This window comes from Streptomyces iconiensis, from assembly GCF_028657195.3.
In the GTDB taxonomy this organism is placed as follows: domain Bacteria; phylum Actinomycetota; class Actinomycetes; order Streptomycetales; family Streptomycetaceae; genus Streptomyces; species Streptomyces iconiensis.
The window spans coordinates 107984-125896 of record NZ_JANCPR020000002.1 but is presented as its reverse complement, the minus strand read 5'-3'; the positions used below and the strand labels follow the sequence as shown (position 1 = coordinate 125896).

The following is a 17913-nucleotide window of genomic DNA, read 5'->3' as shown; positions in this document are numbered from 1 at the left end:
GCAACAGATATGCCGTCAGCGAAGCCGGTGACGGGCACCACGGTGCCAACTCCCTGTGGTTCCGGGGGCCGTACGGGCTGCTGCGAGGCAGCGTCTGCCACCGCGAAGCGGACGGAACAACGTGCCCCTGCCCGGCTTCTGACGACCGCAGCATGCCAAAGACACGCAATTTGCGCCAGATGCAGACGAGTTCGCGGGACTGCGGGGCCGGTGATCGTCGCTGTCGATACCCTCGAAGATCGGCGTGCGCATCGCACGGGGACGCACGGGGAAACCCCAGGGGGGACATCACACGTGAGCGCCATCCACACGGACCCGACCGGATACCGCCTCTCCATCGTCGATGACGATCCGCTGCGCGCCAGGCGGGAAGTACGTGAACTGCTCGCCTCGCTCGCCAAGGCCGACCCGCAGGTCGCGCTCGACGTTCCCAGGCAGCGGACGGGAAGCGAAACCGACAAGGGTGTCCCGGTCGCTGACCTGGTCGGGCTCGTGTTCAGCGGCGGGTCACTGGCCGTCGCCGGCATCCAGTTGTGGCTGGCGCGTGTACCGCAGCGGACCGTCGTCGTCTCCCGGCCCGATGGGGCGACCCTCCGCATCACCGGCAGTGAGGCGCGCTCCGACGACGAACGGATCGCGCGGTTCCTCAGCGGAGCCCCGGAAGGCAGCGACGAAGAAGAATCGGCCGCGGAGTGAGCGAGAACGACCGGTACGCCATGCTCGTGGGCGTATCCACCTACGACAGCGACCGTTACCACGATCTTCCGGCGGTCCGAGCCGACCTGCACTACATGAAAGCGGTGCTGGAAAGCCTCGAGATCGGGATGTACAACGAGTGCGCGATGGTCCCCGAGCCGACGCGGGCCGAGATGCTGCATGCCATCGAGGAGTTCCTGGAGTCGCGACAGGCCAGCGAGACGGCGCTGCTCTACTTCAGCGGGCACGGCGAATACTGCGAGACCGACGGGCAGTTGTACTTCCTCACCCGGGACACCGACCCGGACGACCTGCCGGGCACCGCCGTACCCGCCGAGTTCCTGGAAAGGACGCTCCAATCCTGCCGGGCCTCCTCCAAGGTCGTCCTGCTGGACTGCTGCTCCAGCGGCGCCGTCGTGCAGGGGTGGACCGCCAAAGGTGCCGCCGGCACAAGCGAACGATCCGCGCCCAGCACCCTGCTGCAGCCGACCGGCGTCTACTTCATCACCGCCTCCGAGGCACTCCAGACGGCCTCGGCGATGGCTCCCGAGGGCTCCTCTCTCGGTACGTCGCGCTTCACCGGAGAGATCGTCGAAGGGCTGCGCAGCGGGCGTATCAAGGACAGCGGCTGGATCACACCGGACGACCTCTTCGCGTACCTGACCGCGCAGATGGTGCGCAAGGGCGTGCCGGAGGACCAGCAGCCGACCAAGTCCACGATCCAGGCGACGCACTCCCTCATGCTGGCCCGTTCAGTGGCTCGCTCCGTCCACCTGCCCGCTCCGCCCCGCGAGACCGTCCACACGGCTACGCCCCAGGCGCTGCGGAAGGCACAGCGACTCGCCGAGCAGGACGCCCGAGAAGGCGTGGACCACCAGCGGCTGCTGCGCTACTACGCGCGTTGTCTGGGCGCGCAGGAAGCGTCCGAGATGCTGCCCGACCGGGGCAGCGGTTTCGGCTCCGCCTACTTCCTGTTGGACGACGGCGCGGAGAAGCTCCAGTCCGGTCGCGAATCCACCTTTCCCGCTCCTGACCGGCTGCCCAAGCCGAAGAGCAGAAGCGCGCAGTCGGATGCGGCAGGACTGCAGGAATACTGGTACGGGTACCCGGCGGTCACCTTGCCCGAGCGCGGCGGAGACGCCCGGCGGGGGGCCTCGGTACGTATCGCACCGCTGCTGATCCAGCCGATGGAGCTTGCGCCTGACGAGGACGGCCGTGACCAGCTCCGGACCACCGGGGTCCCGTCCCTGCACACCGGCCTGATCACGGAACTGCTGGAGGACGGCGCCGCAGCCGAGCTTCTGGCCCATTGGCAGCCCGCCTGGCAGGAGGGCAACGAAGTCCAAATGGTCACGGCCGTGAGGGACTTGCTGGCGCAGCTCGGGCTGCCGGAACTGGAGCCGCTCGACCTGTCCGCACTGAGCAAGCGGTCCGTGTGGGAGTCGCTGCGGCCTGGTGCTCACAACGCAGCGGTCCTGCTTGCTCCTTCGGGCTTGGCACGGGTGGCAAGCGAAGCCCTTGTGGACAACCTGCTGCAGATGTCCACGCGTACCGCGCAGTTCCCGGGCACCGCGCTGGCCGCCCTCCTGACCGATGGCGGTGGCGTCGGCGGTGGCGGCAGCGTCCAGGAGCGCCAGGTGCCGGCCGTGGTCGCTCCGGGGCCGTGCAACGAGAGCCAGCAACGAGTGATCACCTCAGCGATGACCAGGCCGCTCACCGTCTCCACCGGGCCGCCGGGTACCGGCAAGAGCGAGGTCGTGACCGCGGTGGTCACCACGGCCGTGGCCGCGGGGCAGTCGGTCCTCGTCGCGTCAACCAACAACGAGGCAGTCGATGTCGTGGCCGAGCGCTGTGACGCGATCTCACCTGGGCTGCTCATGCGGACGGGCAACGCCGCCGCGTTGGAGCGCGAGGCCGCGAAGCTGGAGGGGCTGCTCGCCCAGCCCGCCGAGGCCCCTGCGCGCAGTTCGGCGACGGCGGCCGGAGAGCTGCGCAACCGGCACAACCGAGCTGTCGCACAGCGGGAGACGGCGGCCCAACTCGTCGGTGCGGAAGGGCGCCTGCTGGAGCTGCTGACGGAACGGGCCCGGCGGGCGGACGAACTCGGGCTGCCAGTGGGTCTGTTGGAAGAGGCGTGGGCCAGTGGTGAGGTCGCCGCGCTCGCGCGGTGGGAGGAGCGGGCCCGAAAGGCCGCCGGTGCTGGATGGCTCGCCTTCGGCCGGTGGCGCCGGGGGCGGGCGCTGGCTGCTGTCGTCGCATCCGCCGGGGACACCCCGGCAAGCCCGTGGCCTGCCTGGGCTTCCGAGCGGCCCGTACCGCCCGAGCTGCTCGTCGCCCTGGCGGAGGTCGTCTCCGTCGAGCGAGAGTTGCGCAGGCTCGTACCCGAGTGTCTCGATCGGGACGAGGAAGGGCTGAAGCAGGCGCGGCTCGAGAGCGCAGCCGGCTTGTCGGAGTCGGCCGGTGAACTGGCCGTGGCCGTGGCCACCGAGGCCATGGCACATGGCCGTTCGCTGATGCACCAGCGACTCCAGGCGCTGCGCCAGCGCTCCGGCTTCCAAAAGAGCCAGCGCAACCTGATGGCCCACCTGAAGGGCTGGGCCATCAGCACGCACTCGGTGCGGCAACTCGAACTGGCCCCGAAGCTGTTCGACCTGGTCGTGATCGACGAGGCGAGCCAGTGCTCGATCCCCTCGGTGCTGCCTCTGCTGTTCAGGGCGAAGCGCGCGTTGATCATCGGTGACCCGATGCAGCTCGCGCACATTCCGGGAATCACCCCGGAGCAGGAGCGGCAGGCGAGGGTGCGGTCAGGGCTGAACGCGGCACAGTTGGAGGACCGGCGGCTCACGTATCACGTGTATTCGTCCTACCACGCGGCTGCTCAGCACGGAGAAGCGGCGCTGCTGCTCGATGAGCACTACCGGTGCCACCCGGCCATCGCGGACGTGGTCAACGGCTACTGCTACGCGGGCCAGTTGCAGGTACTCACCGATGTGCGCGACCAGGTACCGGCTGTCGATCCGGTGGGGGCGACCGACCCGGTTCCCGTGCTGGGGTGGGTGGATGTGCCGCACGGCGAGTCCGCGAGAGGCCCGGGCGATCAATCGTGGCGCAATGCGGGGGAAGCCGCGCAGGTGCGGGAGACGGTGGACGAGCTGCTGGCGAGGCTTCCCGACCACGCGACCGTCGGGGTGGTCACACCGTTCCGCGCCCAGAAGGACGCGCTGGCACGGGTGTGGGCGGACGACGAGCGGGTGCGGGTCGGAACCGTTCACGCCTTCCAGGGCGGACAGCGCGACGTGATGGTGCTGAGCCCGGTGGCCACCGGCAACACTCCGCCGCGTACGACGCACTGGGTGGCGAGCCAGGTCAACCTGTGGAACGTGGCGGTCACGCGGGCCAAGTCCCAGTTGATCACGGTGGGCAGCCACGCTTTCTGGCAGGGCCAGGCCGGGCTCCCCGCGCTGCTCGCGGAGCGTTCGGCCGTGCTCCGCACGGAGGCCGGCACGGAACGGAGCGCCGTCCCCGGGGCACAGAGGCCGTCCGGCTTCCGGGAAGAGCTGGCGGACCGGCTCCAGGAATACCTCGGGCGCCGTGGCGTCACCGACCTGGAGCGCGCGGCAGCGGTCGGCGGGCACACCGTGGATCTGCTGTTCACCGTGGACGGGGTGACCACGGCGGTACTGGTGGACCCGGGGCCCGAGCAGGGCCAGGACGCGGCTCGCCATCTGCGGCTGCTGCACGCGCGCGGCGACCTGTTGGCCGGGCTGCCGTCCGATGGCTCGGGGACCAAGGCCGGCCCGGTGGAGCGGACCGTCCGGGTGCCGGCCTGGCGGATCGTGAGCGGAGACGCGGTGTTGGACCCGCTGTTCGGCTGAGTCGCCCGTGACCCGGCGGCGAGAGGCTCCCCTTCGCGCCGTACCCACGTCGTCCTCGCCCCGCCCCACCACAGCACCCCCGCACCCGAAGGCGCGGGGGCACATGTCGTGCGGGTCGGGGGTGGGGGGGCGGTGCCGGGTTACTGGGCGTTGATGGAGCGCAGCATGTTGAGGCGGGCCGCGCGGCGGGCCGGCCAGACTGCGGCCAGGACTCCGATCGCGAGGGAGAGGGCGAGGAACAGGCCGAGGCGGGACCAGGGGAGTACGGTCTCGTAGGTCGAGAGCGAGGATCCGGTGAGGCCGCCGCAGCTCCAGGCGAGGAAGATGCCGGTGCCGATGCCCAGAACGGCGCCGAAGAGGGAGATGACCACCGACTCCAGGCGCACCATCTGCTTGACGCCCTTGTTGTCGAGGCCGATCGCGCGGAGCAGGCCGATCTCGCGGGTGCGCTCGAAGACCGACATGGCCAGCGTGTTGATGACGCCGAGCACAGCGATGACGACGGCCATGCCGAGCAGCCCGTACATCATGTTGAGCATCATGTCGATCTCGCCCGACTCCGCCTTGGTCAGCTGCTCCTTGTTCTGCACCTTGAGGAGCGGGCTGTCGCCGAGGGTCTTCCGGATGTCCTGGTCGAGGCCGCTGACGTCCGTGCCGGGCGCCGCCTTGACCAGGACGCTGTCGAGCGTCCCGGCGACGGTGTAGGGCATGACGTCGTCCAGGGTGCCCAGGGCGTTGTCGACCGCGCGGGTGTCCTGGTAGACGCCGACGACGGTCAGCCTCTTCTTGTGTTCGCCCATGTCCATCGCGCCCTGGAAGGTGTCGCCCTTCGAGAGGCCGGATTCCTTGGCCAGCGTTTCCGAGAGCGCGATCTTGCCGGGGCCGATGTCCGCGAGGGAGCCGCTGTTGAAGTGGAGGTCGGAGACCTTGCTGAGCTGTTGCGGGTCGGCGCCCGTGAGCACGCCGGCCCCGCCCGGCAGGTCGAGGTCCGTGGAGGCGACGGCGGCCGTGTCCGCGACGCCCGGGATCTTGGCGACCTTCGCGCCGAGTGCGGGGTCGATGCCGTTGTAGTCGGCGTTGGACACCTTGTAGTCAGCGGTCAGGTCCCGCACCGCTTGTTCCTTGAGGGCGGCGTCCGCGGAGTTGCCGGCCACGCTCAGGGCCGTGATCAGGGTGAGCCCGATCATCAGGGCCGAGGCGGTGGCGGCTGTGCGGCGCGGGTTGCGCAGCGTGTTCTCCTTGGCGAGCTTGCCGCTGACGCCGAAGACCCGGGTGGTGACCGCGCCCGCGAGGGAGACCAGCGGCCGGGACAGCAGCGGTGCGAGCACGATCATGCCCGTCAGCGTGAGCATCGCGCCGATCAGCGCGGGCATGAGGTTGGCGTCCGCGTTGCTGTCCTGCGTGGAGATGTACAGCATCACGAGGACACCCGCACTGGCCAGCAGCGCGCCGATGCTGTTGCGGAGCACCATGCTGCGCTTCGGCGGCGCCTGGTCGACGGTGCTCAGCGCCTCGACCGGTGCGATCTTCGCTGCCTTGCGTGCGGGCAGCCAGGCGGCGAGCACGGTCACGCCGACGCCGACCACGAGGGACCAGACGAGGGTGCTGGGGGCGATCACCAGGGGTCCGCCGGGCAGGCCGGCGCCGCTCGCGTTGAGGAGCGGCCTCAGGCCGGTCGCGATACCGGTCCCGAGTGCGAACCCGACGGCGGAGGCGGCGAGTCCGAGAACCCCGGCCTCGATGAGGACCGCGCGGACGACCTGGCGGCGCGAGGCTCCCACGGCGCGCAGCAGCGCGGTCTCCCGGCTGCGCTGAGCGATCAGCATGGTGAAGGTGTTGGCGATGATGAAGACGCCGACGAACAGCGCGATCCCGGCGAAGACCAGCAGCATCTTGGTGAGCGCCTTGGTGCCCGCTGCGATCTGGTCCGCCTGCTCGTTCGCGAGCTGGGCGCCATTGGTGGTCTCGATGCTCTTGTCGGGCAGCACTTCACTGATCTTGCTGGTGAGCTGCTGGTTGTCGGTGCCGGGCGCCGAGCCGACGGCCAGCTCGTCGAACTGGCCGCTCTTCAGGAAGAGTTGCTGTGTGGTCCTGGTGTCGAAGAGCGCGAGGCTGCCGCCCGCTGTCACCCGGGGGTCGTCGGTGTCGACGGTGCCGACCAGCTTCTTGGTGAGCGCGGGCCCTTCGGTGGCGAAGCGGACGGTGTCACCGAGGTGGTAGCCGGCCTTCTCGGCGGTACGGCGCTCCAGCGCGATCTCGCCGCCGGAGGCGGGGGCGCGTCCCGAGACGAGGGGGAAGCGGCTGTCGCGCTTGCTGTCCCGCGTGTCGGGCGCGTAGTTGGTCGCCAGGTTCTGCCAGCTGTTGTCGACGTTCAGCGGCCGGCCGTCCTTGGCGGCCAGGGTGGCCTTGCCCTCGACGGTGGCGTGCACGGACGTGACGCCGGGCACGGCACGCACCTTGTCGACGAGGTCGCTGGTGAGCTTCGTGGAGCGGGCGTTGCCCTTCCCGTTCTCGTCCGGCTCGGACTCGGCCTGTACGGATACGGCGACGTCCTCCAGGTTCTTGGCCGAGGCGCCGCGAAGGGCCTGGGTGACGGTGTCACCGAACACGAGCGTGCCGGAGACGAAGGCGACGCCCAGCATGACCGCGAGCGCTGTCATGACCAATCGGGCTTTGTGCGCGAAGACGTTGCGCAGAGCTGTACGCAGCATGGTGGGTCCCACTCCTGGGATGCGTGAACGGAAGTCGGGGCGGAGGGCGAGGGAGCCGCCTCGGGGGGCCGGCTCGTAGCGAGAGCGGGCAGCCGGGTCGTCTCCTACGGAGAGCGAGCAGGGCCCCGTGGCGTCGGCCCGTACGGAGGGCGGTCAGTGGCTCGTCCCGTACGGAGAGCGGTCGGTCGGCCCGTAGTGAGGGAGCGGCCGGGGCGGCTCGTCCGCGGTGCGGGAGCCGGGGCGGCTCGTCCGCCGGGGCGCGAAGCCGGGCAGCTCGCACGGAGAGCGAGGAGCCGGGGCGGCTCGCGCGCGGGGGTGCGGGCAGCCGCGTCAGCTGGTGCGGGCCGCGGTGTCGAAGTGCCGCATCCGGTCCAGGACGCCCTCGGCGGTCGGTGAGAGCAGCTCGTCGATGAGACGGCCGTCGGCGAGGAAGACCACGCGGTCGGCATAGGCGGCGGCCACCGGGTCGTGGGTGACCATCACGACGGTCTGGCCCAACTCCCGTACCGATTCCCGCAGGAAGCCCAGGACCTCGGCGCCGGAGCGGGAGTCCAGGTTTCCTGTCGGCTCGTCGGCGAAGACGATCTCCGGGCGGGACGCGAGGGCGCGGGCCACGGCGACACGCTGCTGCTGGCCGCCGGAGAGCTGGGAGGGGCGGTGGTTCAGGCGGCCGGAGAGGCCGACGGTCGTCACGACCGTGTCCAGCCACTGCTGGTCCGGCTTACGGCCCGCGATGGCCATCGGCAGCGTGATGTTCTCCAGCGCCGTCAGCGTCGGCAGCAGGTTGAACGCCTGGAAGACGAATCCCACGCTGTCCCTGCGCAGCCGGGTCAGCTGCCGGTCGTTCAGGCTGGACAGCTCGGTCTCGCCGATCTGCGCAGAGCCGGCCGAGATCGAGTCGAGGCCCGCCATGCAGTGCATGAGGGTCGACTTGCCCGAGCCGGAAGGGCCCATGATCGCGGTGAAGCGGCCACGCCCGAACTCCAGCGAGACCGAGTCCAGGGCGACGACCTGTGTCTCGCCCTGGCCATAGACCTTGCTGAGTCCTGTGGCCCGCGCCGCCGGGGAACCAGCGGGGAGGTAGGCGGGCACGGGGGCGGCTGCCTGCATCGACATGTCGGCTCCAGAAGTACGGGGTAGAGGATGTGCGACTGGTTTCCATCCTCGCTGCGCCGTACTGCTGAACCGTCGGCCTCAGGGCGTGACTCGGGAGCCTGCCAAAGGTCGGGCTCAAGGGCCTGCGTAGTCCTCGGGGCGGACCGCCGTCTCTGCCGTACGGCAGAGGGGAGGCGCGGGGCCGCTCAGGACAGCAACCCCGTCCGGTACGCCAGTACCGCCGCCTGCACCCGGCTCTCCGTGTCCGTCTTCTCCAGGATGGCGCTGACATGGGTCTTCACCGTGCCTACGCCGATGCCCAGTTGGCGGCCGATCTCCATGTTGGCGAGGCCCCGGCCCAGCAGCGCGAGCACGTCGCGCTCCCGGCCGGTGAGCGCCGCGAGCCGCTGTTCGGGGCCGGGGGCGTTGCCGTTGCCGGAGCTGTTGCCGTTGGCCGAGCCGGACGACGGGTGCGAAGCGCCGGCTCCCCGCGTACCACCGCCGTCCGCCATGGGACCGCTGTCGAGCATGCGGTGGATGACGGTGCCGGTGACACCGGGCGAGAGGACGGCGTCGCCCGAGGCGGCGGCCCGTACCGCGCTGATCAGCTCCTGCGGGCCTTCGTCCTTGAGCAGAAAGCCGGTGGCGCCAGACCGCAGCGCGCGCGTCACGTTCTCCTCGTCGCCGAACGTGGTGAGCATGACGACCTGCGGCCGGGGCCGGAGCACGAGCAGCCGCTCGATCGTGGCGAGCCCGTCGAGCACGGGCATCCGGATGTCGATCAGTGCCACATCGGGAAGGGTCTCGGTGGCGACCCGTACCGCGTCCTCGCCGTTCTTCGCCTCGCCGACCACCTCGATGCCCTCGGCATGGCGCAGGATCAGCCGGACGCCATGCCGGATCATCTCCTCGTCATCCGCGAGCAGGACCCGGATCGGGTGGTGGTCGGAGGGGGAAAGCTCGGTCATGGGTACTCCCACGGTGATGTCTGCGACACCACCGGAACGGTGAAGTGATCGATCGTGGCCAACTTGTCGCCGCGGAAACAGTAACGGGTGACCCTGAGATGGCCCGGCCCCACATCGGGGTCCGGTTCGGCCGTCCCCGTGTGCTTCCGGGGTGGGCCCTTGGTCACCGGTGTGAACTTGTCGGACGCCATCGGATAGATGCAGTCCGTCACGGACTTCGGACGCGCCGGCTCGCGGCCTGTCGCAGCGGCCCGCACTCCCACGTCGTCACCCCAGGTGGAGTCCTGCACCTCCGCGCGGGACATCCCGATCCGCGGATCCTCGGGCGGCTGGTAGCCGGAGTCCGGCTTCGACTGGCCGACCAGGTAGAACCCGAACATCATCATCACGGCGACGCCCGTGAGGCCCAGAAGCCCGGTGAGGGCGCTCATCACGCGGCGCTGGAGACGGGCCGCCCGGTGGCCGGGAAGCACCTCGGACGGCGATGCGGGCGCCGGGGCCTCCGTGGTGGCGAGGATCGCCGCCGGATCCGGCTCGGCCGGAATGTGCGCCGCCACCGCGAAGCCGCCGGTGGGCGTCGGGCCCGACTCCAGGGTGCCGCCGAGCAGCGTCACCCGTTCCCGCAGCCCGACGAGGCCGCGCCCCGAACCCAGGCCGGTCGCCGCTTCAGGGGCGACGGGCGGGACCCCGTTGCGTACGGACACGTCCACGTGGTCGCCGGTGTGCGTGATCGCCACGGTGACATGTGCTCCGGTGGCGTACCGGTGCACGTTGGTCAGCGACTCGCGCACCACGCGGTGCACCGCGCGCCGCACCTGCGCGGCACGGTCGTTCAGGTCGGGCCCTTCCCAGGTGAGATCGACGGGGATGCCGACGCCGCGTGACTCCTCGGCCAGTGCCTCGACATCGGCTCTCGTACCCGTGGTGTCGGTCAGAGCGCCGGTCCCGGTGTCCCGCCCCAGGGGGCCGAGGACACCCAGCACTTCGCGCAGCTCCCGCATCGCTTCCCCGGAGGCCCGCCGTACCAGGGCCGCCTCGTCGCGCAGTTCCGGGGACTCCTTCTGCAGCGCCATCTCCAGGCCGCCCGTGTGCAGCGAGATCAGACTGAGCCGGTGGCCGACCAGGTCGTGCATCTCGGCGGCGATCCGGGACCGCTCATGTATACGGGACTCGCTGTCCGCGAGCCTGCGTGCCGCCTCGGCCGCCGCGGCACGTTCCCGCAGCGCCCGCAGGAGCTGGTCCTGCTGTCCGCCGGAGGTACCGACGAGTCCCGGCACTATCAGCGCGGTGGCGGCGAGCACAGTGCCGAACCCGGCCCCGAACGGATGGCTGCCGAACCCGACAGCCGGGGCGAAGATCGTGCAGGCCAGGATCACCAGGGCGATCGAGGCGACCAGCACGGCGGTACGCCGGGGAGCCACCAGCCGCTTGGCCGTGGTGTACGCGATCACGGCGGCCGGCAGCCCGGCACCCGGCAGCACGCCCAGGAGCACCGACATGCCCAGCAGACTCAGTACGGGGAAGCGGCGGCGCACCGCGAGCAGAGCCATCGCGACGGCGCCGAGGAAGAGCTGGACGATGCCGGGGGCCGAGCTGCCCAGGTCCTGGAGGAGCATCTGGGTCGGGTACGTCAGCGCCGCGCCGCCGGTCACTTCCGCGGCAGCACGCCACATTCCCCGGCCCCGCTCGCCAGGGGCCGTGAACGGACTTCGGGAGGTGAGAGCCATCGGCCAATTGTCGGGGATCGTGCTCCGTGCCCACTGGGACCTGGGGATGAGGTGTCCCTCTCCCGAAAGCCGGAGGGAGAGGGCCGGCCGGCGGGGTCCGGAGGGGCCCGGCCGCCGGCCCCGTCGTGGGGCCGGCGCCGTCCGGCGGGCGTCGTGGTGCGGATCAGCTCAGGGGGAGCGTCCGTGCCGTGCCGCGGCGGAACACGGTCCAGGTGCGGAACCCGATGGCGTGGAGCACCTGGACCACCTCCGGGTACTGGTCACAGATCCGGTCGGGCACGTGTGCGTCGGAGGCGAAGGTGACCGGGACGCCGAAGTGGAACGCCCTTTCCAGGATGTCGGACTCGGGGTACCAACCGCCGCACATCTTGGTACCGCCCGAGGTGTTGATCTCCATCACGGCGCCGGAGTCGCGGATCGCGCGGAGCATCTCGTCGGCCGCCGCAGGCGCCGGAACGGCGCCCAGCTGCGGGCAGTTGCCCTTCAGCGCGTCGATATGGCCCATGACCTGGAAGAGTCCGGATCGGGCACACGCCGCGATCGCCTGGAAGTACCGCCCCTTGACGGCGGCCAGCTCGCTCTCCGCGATGTTCTCCCAGCGTGTGGTGTCGAAGATGTCCCTGCCCTCGAACATGTGGACAGACCCGATGACGTAGTCCAGCGGATACCGGCTCAGCGCCTCGGTGTACGGATCCATGCGCCCGCTGAAGAAGTCGGCCTCGGTGGACACGAGGATCTCGATGCTGCGCGCGAACTCCTCCTTCAGCGCGAGGGCCTCGGCGACGTACGAGGGGAACTCCGACTTGGGCATCGCCACCGGGGGCAGCGCGTGGTCGGCGTCCTCGGCGAACATCGGGGTGTGGTCGGACAGTCCGAGCACCTTGACGCCCTTGTCGAGCGCCGCCGTGACGTACTCGCGCAGCGAGCCGGTGGCGTGCCCGCACCGGTTGTGGTGGGTGTGCAGGTCGATCATGGGTTCACACCGCCAAGTACCCGCCGTCGACCGGGAGATCGGTCCCGGTGATGAAACTGGCCCCGGAGGACAGCAGGAAGGCGATCGGCGCCGCGATCTCCTCCGGGTCGGCGAACCGCTTCAGCAGGAACTTGCCGCCGTGTTCCGGGTCGGACTCGGCCGTCGCCCGGTCCAGTCCGAGTGCCTCGTGGTGGAAGCGTTCGTTGTTGGCGTTCCACACGGTGCCCGGGCTCACCGAGTTGACCCGGATGCCCTGGGGCGCCAGGTCCTGCGCCATGCACCGGGTGAATCCGAGTACGGCCGCCTTGCCGGTGTTGTACGTGAGGTAGCCGCTCTGGGCGATGTGCGCCGAGATCGACGCCATGTTCACGATCGCGGCGTCGGCGCCGCGCTCAGGGAGCCCGGCGACGAACTCCCGTGTGACCAGGGAGAGACCGACGATGGTCGGATCGAGCGCGGCATGCCACTCCTCGGCGGTCGCCTCCAGCCCCTTGAAGACGAAGCCGGCGGCGAGGTTCACCAGCAGCGTCGGCCGCTCCCACTCGTCCGGGACGTCGGCGAACGCCGCCTTCACCGCCGCCTGGTCCGTCACGTCGCCCACGGCGAGCCGCACCTCGTGGCCCTTCGCCAGCCACGCGTCCACCGCTGCCCGGCCGTGCTCGGCGCTCTTGTCGTATATCAGCACCCGGCAGCCCTCGGCGCACAGCCGTTCGGCGACCGCCGCACCGATCCCCTGGGCCCCGCCTGTCACCATCGCGGTGCGTCCGGCGAGTCCGCGCGTCAGTCCCGTCATGCTGCCAACTCCTTTGCCGCGGCGGCCCATTGCCGCACGAGAGCGACGACCTCGGTACGGGTGAGGTGCTCGGTGGCGCCGTGCGGGGCCACCGTCTCCCCGGAGTCGTCGGTGAGATCGGGGTCGGCGGCGAGCGCCGCCACCGTCGCGAGGTCCGTGCCCTCCGCCGCCAGCGTCCGGCCCAGCGCCGTGGCTTCCAGGCCCTGCCCCTCGGCGGCGGAGAAGTACCGCCATGCCTGGAACATGCCCTCCAGATGTCCGGCGGACAGATGGACGGCGTTGCGTCCCTCGGAGAGGGGGATTCCGTTCTCCCTGGCGTAGGCGCTCAGCGTGCCGCGGAGCGACGCCGGGTCCGCCTGGTCCGGGTGCAGCGCCCCGAGGAGTTCGCCGCGCAGGGCGGCGAACTCGCGGGCGCCGTGGCACTCCAGGAGGCCGACCAGGGCGCCGGGGCGCCGGTACCCCTCGGCGAGGGCGGGCAGGAAGCCGTTCAGCACGGTCACAGGGCGCCCGTTCAGCTCGGTGACCGAGGCGTACGAGCCGGAGCCCAGCTTGTGGACGCCCGCGTCCCGGCAGCGCTCCTCCAGGTCTCCGGGTGACAGCCCGGCCTCGCGGGTCATCGCCTCGTAGGCGCCCAGGGCCACGGGGGTCGGGGAGCGCTCCAGCAGCGAGCCGAGTTCCCCGCGGGCGCCTGTCGTCAGCGCAGCCGCCCCGTCGGCGGCCACCCGGTGCAGGCGCGGATAGTGCAGCAGCAGGTAACCGCGCCCGGTGAAGTCCCCGGCGGGCAGCGCGGCGCAGCGCAGCACCGCCACGTCGTCCTCGCGGCCCAGCACCCTGACCGCCTCGGCGAGCGCGGCGGCAGCGTGCGGGGCCGCCATCACCTCGGGTTTGAGTACGACCGTGAAGTGGCTGCCACGTGCGGGTGCCGGGGTGCGCGGCGGTCCGCTGTCGGCCCTCGCGCCCCTTGTCAGCGCCGTGGCGGCGACCGCGCGTGCCTCCGCGGGGGTCACCACAGGGTGATACCCGTCTCGATCAGTTCGACCGTCAGGTCACCGGAGCCGGCGACCGCCTTCTCGACCAGTTTCCGCAGCGCTGCCCCGTCCGCTTCGGGAGAGGTCACGACGACTTCGTCCGGGTGCTCCAGCGGCGCTTCCTTGGAGGTGAAGATGTGCACCTGTGCGGGCCCGCCGAACTGCTCGTGCACCTCCCGCGCGAGCCGCATGGCCAGGACGTTGTAGATCTTGCCGGTGTGGTCCAGCGGGTTCTTGCCCGCGGGTGCCTCGATGCTCATCGGCCGCATGGGAGTGATGAGCCCGTTGACGCGGTTGCCGCGTCCGACGACGCCCACGTCACCGGTGTCCGCGACGGAACCGAGCGCGGTGAGGTAGGGGCGGCCGTTCCTGTCGGTCGCGTTCATGAGCATGTGGTAGTCCCGGATGCCCAACGAGGCGACGTACTCCTCCAGTTCCTTCTGGATCACCGCCTTGCGCTCCAGGTACTGGTCCATCGACGCGATGTGGGCGGCGAGGAAGGGCATGTTGACCACGAGGCTGAACGCCTCGTGCCGCCTGCTGCCGAAGACCTTGACGTCCCAGCCGGAGTCCGCGTGGCGCCGCTTGAAACCGGAGCCGTTGATGAGGTTCTCCAGCCCCAGCACGGCGGTCTCCAGCCGCGACAGCGGGGCGTAGCCGTGCAGCAGATTGGTGTCGTTGGAGACCAGCCCGCCGGACCGCAGCGGCACCAGGTCCTGCGGCGAGGCCGGCTGATAGCGCGAGACGCCGCGCCCCGAACCCTGGTGGTCGACCACGCCCAGCTCCACGACCAGATGACGGGCGGCGTCGAAGCCGGTGGTGACCTCCCCGAGAACGTCGGCAGCGGCGCGGAACATGAGCTCCCGCACCGGTATCCCGACGCCGCCGACACGGAAGGCGGCTTTGCCGAAGACCATGACGCGGTAGGGCGAGGTGAGCGTGCCGCGCCCGTAGTCGGTGTCAGCGCCGCCGCCGTACAGCGTCACCTTGTCGAACCAGTGGTGCGCGACGCCGCCGAACTCCTTCAGGCAGTGCTGCGAGTAGTAGCGGGACATGCGTTCCGCCATGGCGTCGCACATGGTGTCCGGGTGCCCCACGCCCTTGCGCTCGACCAGCTCGTAGGGGAGGTCCTCCACCGTGCGGGAGTCCCGTTCGATCGACAGCATGACCGTCTCTCCTTTCGTCCCCCGGCAGGCGTCGGGAGACGGAGTACGAGTACGCGACCGCCGCCGGTTGGGGCGGTGCGGGTGGACCGTGCCCGGGGTGTCAGGCACGCCATGGGCGTGGGATCCGGCGCGCTGCCGCCTTGTGGGCCTCGGCCCAGCGCAGGATCGACCGGTGCAGGACGTCCCTGGTGTCCTCGACCTGGACGGTGACATCGAACGGTTCGGTCACCGACAGATAACCCTGGTACGAGCGGAAGGCGGTGACCTTCAGCAGCTGAGCCCTGTCCAGGTACTCCTCGGCGAAGGGCAGATAGAAGCGGTTCCACTGCTGGGGCGTCACATAGGGCAGGCGCTCCACCTGGGGCACGCCGTTCTCGGCACGCCAGGAGTTGAGGGCTTCCAGAACGGTGTCGAATGCCTCGTCCACCCGCTGAGCACCGTCGCCGCGGCCCAGGGCCGACAGCCTGACGCCGTCCGGGGGCCCCGAGGCCAGCAGCCGGACCACATGTCCGGCCACGTCATCGGTGCTGACCATGTCGAGCAGCCCTTTCTCCTCCGCGACGAGGGCGGGGACGGCGCCGCTGCACATCGAGGCCGGCAGCCAGAAGAAGCCGCTGTAGCGGTCCAGCGCACCGTCGGACCTGGCGCCCATGACGATGGGGAAGCGCACGATGTCGGCGCTGTCCCGCTCGGCGTGCACCAGGCGTTCGGCCGCCGCCTTGGACCACTCGTAGGAGTTGCGGTAGGCGCCGGGCGAGGGCGAGGTGATGTCGCCCTGAAGTCCTGTCGCGAAGGACGAGGACAGGTGGACGAGGTGGGTTCCGGGGCCGATGAGGGACAGCACCGCGCGCAGCGGGGCGACGTTGGCCTCCTCCGCCTCCTCGTCGGGCAGGTTCCAGCGGGTGTCGGCGGCGCAGTGGACGACCGCGTCCCAGGGCCCGCGCAGCTCGGGCGGCGGTTCTTCACTGCCTGCCCGCCAGGCGGTGTGCCGGGGGCCGGTTCCGCCCCGGCTCACCCCGTGCACCTCGTGACCCCCGGCCTCCAGCGCCCGTACGACGGCGCTGCCGACAGCCCCGGTCGCGCCGGTCACCAGGACACGCGTGCGCACGGTCACGAAACCGCCGTGATGCGCTGCTCGATGGCGCGCAGCATGTGCTCGGAGTTCTCCCGCAGCGCCCTGGTGGCGACCGGGTTGAGCATGTCGGCCAGCAGCGGGATGCCGATCTCGAAGTCGACGTAGAAGGTGACGACCGAGGTGCCGTCCCCGCAGTCGTCGACCTTCCAGTAGCCCGTGAACTCGTCGAGGTCGCCGGACACTTGGGAGAAGGACATGACGCGCTCGTCCTCGTCGAGGACGTCGTCCTCGACCCACTCCAGTACGGAGCCCTTGAGGAGCACCGACCACTCGCTGGTGCGGTTCCCGGCGTCGGTCTCCCCGATCACGGTCACCGACTCGACGTTCTCCATGTACGTGGCGTAGTCCTCAAGGCGGGTGACGGCCGCCCAGGTCTCGGCCACCGGGGCCTTGATCGGCAGATTGACCTCGACATGGGGCATGACTGTGTGTCTCCTTATGACGTGCGGGGTGAGGCGGGGGCCGGTGAGCGTGGCGGCTCAGTCGGCCGGATCGAAGCTGATCTCGCGCCCCGTGCAGAAGGCGCCGACCGCCTCGTCGCAGACCAGCAGCGACGGCGGGTGGTGGTGGGCGGCCAGCGAGTCGACCAGAAGGCCGGCGGCTTCCTGGCCCCTGCCGTAGAGGCGGCTGCCGACGACCGGTGTGACGGCGCCCAGCACCCGGTCGCGGGTGTCGCTGAGCGAGGCGCGGAGCCCCACAGCGGCGGCCAGGGCCGCCTGTCCGGCGACGGTGCCCGAGCCGAAGTCCGTACCGAGCTGGCGGCAGGCGCCGCCGAGGGTCAGCAACTCGCGGGTGGCACGGCCGAGCAGGGCTGTGCGGGGGCCGAAGCGGCCGGAGGCGACCACCCCCTTGCAGGCCACGTCCAGCAGACCGCTGAGAACGCCGTGGTAGGTGGCAGTGAGCAGCACGGTGAACCACACCATGCCGGCGATGACGTTGTCGTCGATGACATCGGCCGGCCCGCGGTGGATGACGAGCCGGTCGTCCACCTCCACGTCCCGCAGGACCAGCCGTGCGGTGTCGGACTCCCGCATGCCGAGCGAGGGCCATTCGCCCTCGGCGTCCAGCCCCGGGGAAGAGCTGGGGCACAGGGCCAGGATCGTCTCCTGCGTGCCGGTGACACGGGCCGTCAGGCACACCAGAGTGGCCGTAGTGGCCAGCGAACAGGGGTACTTCACGCCCGAGACGCGGTAGCCCTTGCCCGTCCGGACGGCCTCCGAGCGGCTGCTCATGAAGTTGGGGCTGCCGCCGGGTTCGGCGAAGGCCGAGGCGACGAGGGCGCCGGACTGTGCCATGCCCTCCAGCAGCATCCAGCTGGTGTCCCGCTGGCGCTTCCAGTAGTCGGCTATCAGACCCACGGTGAAGGCGTGCATGTTCAGGGCGATCGCCGCCGAGGGGTCGACCATGCCGAGGGCGCGCTGCGCCGAGGCCACCTCGACCAGGCTCGCTCCGGCGCCGCCGCATTCCTCGGGGATCGGCAGCGCCGCGTACCCGTTCGCCGCGAGGTCGCGGATACGGTCGGCGCCCGTGGCGCCCTCGCGGGGCGGGGAGGGTGTCCAGACGGTGCTCCAGCCCGCGTCCAGCAGGACGCGGTGAGGCGCTTCACCGTCCTCCGGGCGTTCAGCTCCGCCTTGAGTGGCCGTGGCCATTGCTCTCCCTTCTGGGTGTCCGGTCCGGCCCGGTGCGCGGCTCCGGTGCAGCTGTCGCTGTCGTACCGACGGGGCGGGCCGGACGGATGAGGCGAGC

Annotated in this window: 13 protein-coding genes; 2 read left to right on the top strand and 11 right to left on the bottom strand. The window is 70.8% G+C overall.

Annotated elements, in window-relative coordinates:
* Nucleotides 1–294 precede the first annotated feature (294 nt).
* Nucleotides 295–696 (top strand): effector-associated constant component EACC1, encoded by a 402-nt coding sequence (locus NMN56_RS02245; RefSeq protein ID WP_274043595.1) that lies wholly within the window; start codon nt 295–297, stop codon nt 694–696.
* A complete protein-coding gene (locus NMN56_RS02240) occupies nt 693–4571 on the top strand; it encodes a caspase, EACC1-associated type (RefSeq protein WP_274043596.1) in 3879 nt (1292 codons plus the stop codon). Before NMN56_RS02245 ends, NMN56_RS02240 begins: the two co-directional genes overlap by 4 nt.
* Before the next feature lie 140 nt (nt 4572–4711).
* On the opposite strand, the gene NMN56_RS02235 is transcribed toward NMN56_RS02240, so the two are convergent.
* The 11 genes from NMN56_RS02235 to NMN56_RS02185 all read right to left on the bottom strand — a co-directional run bounded on the left by NMN56_RS02235 (nt 4712) and on the right by NMN56_RS02185 (nt 17816).
* Complete coding sequence (locus tag NMN56_RS02235; RefSeq protein ID WP_274043597.1) at nt 4712–7282, bottom strand: ABC transporter permease; 2571 nt, start codon at nt 7280–7282, stop codon at nt 4712–4714.
* 330 nt (nt 7283–7612) lie between these two features.
* Complete coding sequence (locus NMN56_RS02230; RefSeq protein ID WP_274043598.1) at nt 7613–8398, bottom strand: ABC transporter ATP-binding protein; 786 nt, start codon at nt 8396–8398, stop codon at nt 7613–7615.
* Between the two features lie 185 nt (nt 8399–8583).
* Nucleotides 8584–9345 (bottom strand): response regulator, encoded by a 762-nt coding sequence (locus tag NMN56_RS02225; RefSeq protein ID WP_274043599.1) that lies wholly within the window; start codon nt 9343–9345, stop codon nt 8584–8586.
* Entirely contained in the window at nt 9342–11072 is a 1731-nt protein-coding gene (locus tag NMN56_RS02220) for a histidine kinase (RefSeq protein ID WP_274043600.1), read from the bottom strand. Before NMN56_RS02220 ends, NMN56_RS02225 begins: the two co-directional genes overlap by 4 nt.
* 163 nt (nt 11073–11235) lie before the next feature.
* Nucleotides 11236–12045 (bottom strand): histidinol-phosphatase, encoded by an 810-nt coding sequence (locus NMN56_RS02215; RefSeq protein WP_274043601.1) that lies wholly within the window; start codon nt 12043–12045, stop codon nt 11236–11238.
* Nucleotides 12046–12049: 4 nt separating this feature from the next.
* Nucleotides 12050–12838, bottom strand: coding sequence for an SDR family NAD(P)-dependent oxidoreductase (locus tag NMN56_RS02210; RefSeq protein ID WP_274043602.1), 789 nt, complete (start codon nt 12836–12838; stop codon nt 12050–12052).
* Nucleotides 12835–13845, bottom strand: a complete 1011-nt coding sequence (locus NMN56_RS02205) for a hypothetical protein (protein ID WP_274043603.1) — start codon at nt 13843–13845, stop codon at nt 12835–12837. The genes NMN56_RS02210 and NMN56_RS02205 overlap by 4 nt, the downstream gene beginning before the upstream one ends.
* The gene (locus NMN56_RS02200) at nt 13842–15032 is read right to left on the bottom strand and encodes a methionine adenosyltransferase (RefSeq protein ID WP_274043604.1); all 1191 of its coding nucleotides are present in this window, start codon (nt 15030–15032) and stop codon (nt 13842–13844) included. The genes NMN56_RS02205 and NMN56_RS02200 overlap by 4 nt, the downstream gene beginning before the upstream one ends.
* Nucleotides 15033–15132: 100 nt before the next feature.
* Complete coding sequence (locus tag NMN56_RS02195; protein WP_274043605.1) at nt 15133–16146, bottom strand: NAD-dependent epimerase/dehydratase family protein; 1014 nt, start codon at nt 16144–16146, stop codon at nt 15133–15135.
* Complete coding sequence (locus tag NMN56_RS02190) at nt 16143–16589, bottom strand: type II toxin-antitoxin system RatA family toxin (protein ID WP_274043606.1); 447 nt, start codon at nt 16587–16589, stop codon at nt 16143–16145. Before NMN56_RS02190 ends, NMN56_RS02195 begins: the two co-directional genes overlap by 4 nt.
* A 57-nt stretch (nt 16590–16646) precedes the next feature.
* Nucleotides 16647–17816, bottom strand: a complete 1170-nt coding sequence (locus tag NMN56_RS02185; protein WP_274043607.1) for an acyl-CoA dehydrogenase family protein — start codon at nt 17814–17816, stop codon at nt 16647–16649.
* Between the last annotated feature and the right edge of the window lie 97 nt (nt 17817–17913).

Coding starts and splice junctions, on each gene's coding strand:
- NMN56_RS02185 (WP_274043607.1), bottom strand. CDS start 17,816: ATGGCCACGGCCACTCAAGGCGGAGCTGAACGCCCGGAGGACGGTGAA.
- NMN56_RS02220 (WP_274043600.1), bottom strand. CDS start 11,072: ATGGCTCTCACCTCCCGAAGTCCGTTCACGGCCCCTGGCGAGCGGGGC.
- NMN56_RS02190 (WP_274043606.1), bottom strand. CDS start 16,589: ATGCCCCATGTCGAGGTCAATCTGCCGATCAAGGCCCCGGTGGCCGAG.
- NMN56_RS02225 (WP_274043599.1), bottom strand. CDS start 9,345: ATGACCGAGCTTTCCCCCTCCGACCACCACCCGATCCGGGTCCTGCTC.
- NMN56_RS02230 (WP_274043598.1), bottom strand. CDS start 8,398: ATGTCGATGCAGGCAGCCGCCCCCGTGCCCGCCTACCTCCCCGCTGGT.
- NMN56_RS02215 (WP_274043601.1), bottom strand. CDS start 12,045: ATGATCGACCTGCACACCCACCACAACCGGTGCGGGCACGCCACCGGC.
- NMN56_RS02200 (WP_274043604.1), bottom strand. CDS start 15,032: ATGCTGTCGATCGAACGGGACTCCCGCACGGTGGAGGACCTCCCCTAC.
- NMN56_RS02235 (WP_274043597.1), bottom strand. CDS start 7,282: ATGCTGCGTACAGCTCTGCGCAACGTCTTCGCGCACAAAGCCCGATTG.
- NMN56_RS02210 (WP_274043602.1), bottom strand. CDS start 12,838: ATGACGGGACTGACGCGCGGACTCGCCGGACGCACCGCGATGGTGACA.